Source organism: Elioraea sp. Yellowstone, from assembly GCF_006704265.1.
Lineage (GTDB): Bacteria > Pseudomonadota > Alphaproteobacteria > Acetobacterales > Acetobacteraceae > Elioraea.
Window position 1 is genome coordinate 1 of record NZ_VIKA01000228.1, and the last position, 3,648, is coordinate 3,648.

Here is a 3,648-nt window from a genome sequence, read left to right on the forward strand (position 1 = left end):
CGCTCCGCTGCGCGCAACCAGGGGCTACGCTCCGCGCCCCTCCCTCGGCTCCTACACCACTCGAAGAGACATTAACCGCCGCCGACCTTGCCCGACCGACCTGACCGACGGCCACGGCAGGGCTTCTGCCATCGCGGCGTCCCGTCCGCGTCGGTGCCGCCCGGGCGGGCAACCGCTCGTGGAGCCGCATCAGGGCGCGGGGCGGCGGGCATGACTGCGCGCGATCGCGGCGGGGCCGCATGACCGCCCCGCAGCCGCCCGATCGCCCGGGCGCCGGCATCGCCTATCAGCTCGCCGCGCTCCTCTCCTTCGTGCTGATGGACTGCGCCATCAAGGCCACCGTGCAGTCCCTGCCGCTCGCCGTGGTGATGTGGGCGCGCTTCGCCTTCCACCTCGCGATCGTCGCCGTGCTGCTGCGGCTCAGGGGGCGGCGCGTGCCGCCGCGCACCCGCGCGCCGCGGCTGCAGGCGCTTCGGTCGCTCTGTCTCGGGGTCGCCAATCTCTGCTTCTCGGCCGCGCTGATCCACATCCCGCTCGCCGAGGCGGTGGCGATCGGCTTCGTCTCGCCGCTGATTACCACCCTGCTCGCCGCGCGCATCCTGGGCGAGGCGGTGGGCTGGCGCCGCTGGCTCGGCATCGCCATCGGCTTCGCCGGGGTGCTGGTGATCATCCGCCCGGGCCTTGGCGTGACGCATCCGGCAGCGCTGCTGGTGCTCGGCACGGCGACGGTGTTCGCGGTCTACCAGGTGCTGACGCGGCGGCTGGCCGGGGTGGACGACGCCGAGACCACGATCTTCCACACCGGCGTGGCCTCGGCCGTCCTGACCACGCTGATCGCGCCCTTCCACTGGGGGTGGCCGACGGCGGCTGAATGGGCGATGCTGGCGCTGATCGGCGCGATCGGCGGAGGGGGGCATTTCCTGCTGATCCAGGCCTTCCAGCGCGCTCCGGCTTCGCTGCTCGCGCCCTTCGCCTATACCCAGATCATCTGGGCGGTGATCGCGGGCTGGGTGCTGTTCGGCGAACTCCCGGACCTGGTTGCCGCCTTCGGCGGCGTGATCGTCGCCGCCGGTGGACTGTTCGTGATCTGGTCCGAATCGCGCGCGCGGATGGTTGCATCCGCCCCGCCCCGGCAGTAGCCAATCCGCCATGCCCGCGACGGTCGACCGCTCCCCGGAGCAGACGCGCCCTGCCCGGCCGCTCGATGCCGAGGCCGTGCGCGCCGCCTATGCCCGCTGGGCGCGCATCTACGATCGTGCCTTCGGTGTCGTCTCCGGCCCCGCCCGCCGCCGCGCGATCGCCGCGCTGAACGCCCTGCCCGACGGCCGGGTGCTGGAGGTCGGGGTGGGCACCGGGCTCGCGCTGCCGCACTACCGGCGGGGGCTCCGCGTGGTCGGGATCGATCTCAGCCCCGAGATGCTGGCGCTTGCGCGCCGGAAGGTCGAGCGCGACCGGCTCGATCACGTCGAGGCGCTGCTCGAGATGGACGCCGAGGCGATGGAGCTGCCGGACGCCTCCTTCGATGCGGCGGTGGCGATGTTCGTCGCCTCGGTGGTGCCGAATCCGCGGCGGATGATGGCCGAGATCCGGCGCGTGGTCCGGCCCGGCGGGACGATCCTGCTGGTCAACCACTTCCTCGCACCGCCCGGCATCCGGCGCGGCATCGAGCGGGCGATGGCGCCGTTCTCGCGCGCGCTCGGCTGGCATCCCGACTTCGCGATGGAGGCGGTGCTGTCGGCGTCGGAGCGCGCGCGCGCAATCCTCTCGCCCTGTCCTCCCCTCGGCCTGTTCACGCTGGTGCGGCTGGCAAACGACTGATACCCTCCGCACAAAGGCTCGACCCTTGCGCGGAGGGGATTGCGCGGGGCCGGCGGCGGCTCAGCGCGATGCGACCAGCAGCGCGGCCTCCTGCGCGGCGTGCGGCACCGCCGCCGCGACCTGCTCGGCAGTGCGCGGCGCTGGCGGGTGGATGAAGCCCCAGGCGGGGAAGACGGTCACGCCGAGCGTGTCGGTGGCTGGATGCCACACGCGCACCGCGCTCCAGTCGTTGCGGCGCGAGACATCGACCACGCGCTGGTTCTGGTGCACTGCCCCGCGCGCCGCACCCGAGGCCCAGTTGGCGTGTGCGACCAGGATCTCGCGCGCGCCGGTCTGGCGCACCACCACCGCGAGATGCCCGTCGGGCAGGCGCCGCGTGGACTTCAGCACCAGCACTGCGCCGGGCTGGGGCTCGGCGCCGCGGCTGTAGCGGCCGGCGGCCGCGCGCCACCAGCCATGCGCGTCGCCCTGGAGCGCGATGCCGGAGAGGGCGCGCGCGAAGGGCACGCAGGAGAGGGGCGCGGAGGCGCGGAAGGTCGCGGGCTCGGCAGGCTCGGGCAGGCGGGGCGCGGCGCAGCCGGCCAGCGCCAGGAGCACGCAGGCGACGAGGAGCGGCGATTGCCGCATCGGGGCCCTCCTTCGAGGGGTACCCTCGCCGACGCGGCCGCGTCGGGGCAAGCGTTGCGGCGATGCCGAAGGCCCCGCCCGGCTCAGACCTTCTCGACCTGGCCGTATTCGAGCTCGACCGGCGTGGCGCGGCCGAAGATCGAGACCGAGACCTTCACCCGGCCCTTCTCCTCGTCCACCTCCTCGACCGTGCCGTTGAAGCTGGTGAACGGCCCGTCGGTGACGCGCACCTGCTCGCCCACCTCGAAGGTGATCGAGGGCCGCGGCTTCTCCACGCCTTCCGCCACCGCCTTGACGATGCGCTCCGCCTCGGCATCGGTGATCGGGCTGGGGCGGCCCTTGCCGCCGAGGAAATTCGTCACCTTCGGCGTGTTCTTCACCAGGTGCCAGGTGTCGTCGGTCATCTCCATGCGCACCAGGACGTAGCCGGGGAAGAACTTGCGCTCCCCCTGCACCTTCTGGCCGCGCTTGACCTCGACCACCTCCTCCATCGGCACCAGCACCTCCTCGAACTTGTCCGCCAGCCCCTTCTGGGCGGCCTGTTCGCGGATCGCCTGGGCGACCTTCTTCTCGAAGCCTGAATAGACGTGGATCACGTACCAGCGCTTGCGGCCCGCGGCCGAGGGCGGTGCCACAGGCCGGACCGGCGCCATCCCTTCGCTTTCCGCTGCTGCCATCGTCATTCCTCCCGCCTCAGGCGCCGAAGCCGAAGATCGCGCGCACGCCGAGACCGATCACCTGGTCCACGACGAAGAAGAAGGCCGCGGCCAGGATCGACAGCACGAACACGAGGCCCGTGGTGATCAGCGTCTCCTTGCGGCTGGGCCAGGTGACCTTGGCCACCTCCTGGCGCACCTGCCGCACATAGGTCGCGGGGTCGATCCTCGCCATCGTGTCCTTCGTTCCGAAACAGGGGCCGGGGCGGCACTGCCGCCGGGGCCGGCACGATCCTACCGCACCCGATGCTGCGGGTGGCAGGGGTGGAGGGTCTCGAACCCCCAACCTCCGGTTTTGGAGACCGGCGCTCTAGCCAATTGAGCTACACCCCTTCCTGCGGCCCGGGCGTCGAGCCGCCACACCAATCCTCGATGCCCGGGCCGTTATAGCACGCGACCCGGGCAGCCGAGTCACTGCACGATCTTGGTGACGACGCCTGCGCCGACGGTGCGTCCGCCCTCGCGGATGGCGAAGCGCAGGCCCTCG

General features: G+C 72.3%; 6 protein-coding genes and 1 tRNA gene. 2 read left to right on the plus strand and 5 right to left on the minus strand.

Translation table 11 applies throughout. The features are described from left to right. Nucleotides 1-239 precede the first annotated feature (239 nt). Complete coding sequence (locus FK498_RS17975) at nt 240-1,139, plus strand: DMT family transporter (RefSeq protein WP_141856987.1); 900 nt, start codon at nt 240-242, stop codon at nt 1,137-1,139. 10 nt (nt 1,140-1,149) lie between these two features. Then, nucleotides 1,150-1,818, plus strand: coding sequence for a class I SAM-dependent methyltransferase (locus FK498_RS17980; RefSeq protein WP_141856989.1), 669 nt, complete (start codon nt 1,150-1,152; stop codon nt 1,816-1,818). 60 nt (nt 1,819-1,878) lie between these two features. Here FK498_RS17980 and FK498_RS17985 read toward each other — a convergent pair whose 3' ends face one another. The 5 genes from FK498_RS17985 to FK498_RS20245 all read right to left on the minus strand — a co-directional run. After that, nucleotides 1,879-2,445 carry a CHAP domain-containing protein gene (locus FK498_RS17985; protein WP_202614915.1) on the minus strand — a complete coding sequence of 189 codons (567 nt, stop codon included), beginning with the start codon at nt 2,443-2,445 and terminating at the stop codon, nt 1,879-1,881. A gap of 83 nt (nt 2,446-2,528) precedes the next feature. After that, a complete protein-coding gene (gene nusG, locus FK498_RS17990; RefSeq protein ID WP_141856993.1) occupies nt 2,529-3,098 on the minus strand; it encodes a transcription termination/antitermination protein NusG in 570 nt (189 codons plus the stop codon). 40 nt (nt 3,099-3,138) lie between these two features. Continuing rightward, a complete protein-coding gene (gene secE / locus FK498_RS17995) occupies nt 3,139-3,336 on the minus strand; it encodes a preprotein translocase subunit SecE (protein WP_141856991.1) in 198 nt (65 codons plus the stop codon). An 81-nt stretch (nt 3,337-3,417) separates the two neighbouring features. After that, nucleotides 3,418-3,494 (minus strand) — tRNA-Trp (locus tag FK498_RS18000). A 78-nt stretch (nt 3,495-3,572) separates the two neighbouring features. Next, the coding region (locus FK498_RS20245) for a hypothetical protein (protein ID WP_141855806.1) at nt 3,573-3,648 on the minus strand (76 nt) is incomplete at its 5' end.

Coding starts and splice junctions, on each gene's coding strand:
- FK498_RS17975 (WP_141856987.1), top strand. CDS start 240: ATGACCGCCCCGCAGCCGCCCGATCGCCCGGGCGCCGGCATCGCCTAT.
- FK498_RS17980 (WP_141856989.1), top strand. CDS start 1,150: ATGCCCGCGACGGTCGACCGCTCCCCGGAGCAGACGCGCCCTGCCCGG.
- FK498_RS17985 (WP_202614915.1), bottom strand. CDS start 2,445: ATGCGGCAATCGCCGCTCCTCGTCGCCTGCGTGCTCCTGGCGCTGGCC.
- nusG (WP_141856993.1), bottom strand. CDS start 3,098: ATGGCGCCGGTCCGGCCTGTGGCACCGCCCTCGGCCGCGGGCCGCAAG.
- secE (WP_141856991.1), bottom strand. CDS start 3,336: ATGGCGAGGATCGACCCCGCGACCTATGTGCGGCAGGTGCGCCAGGAG.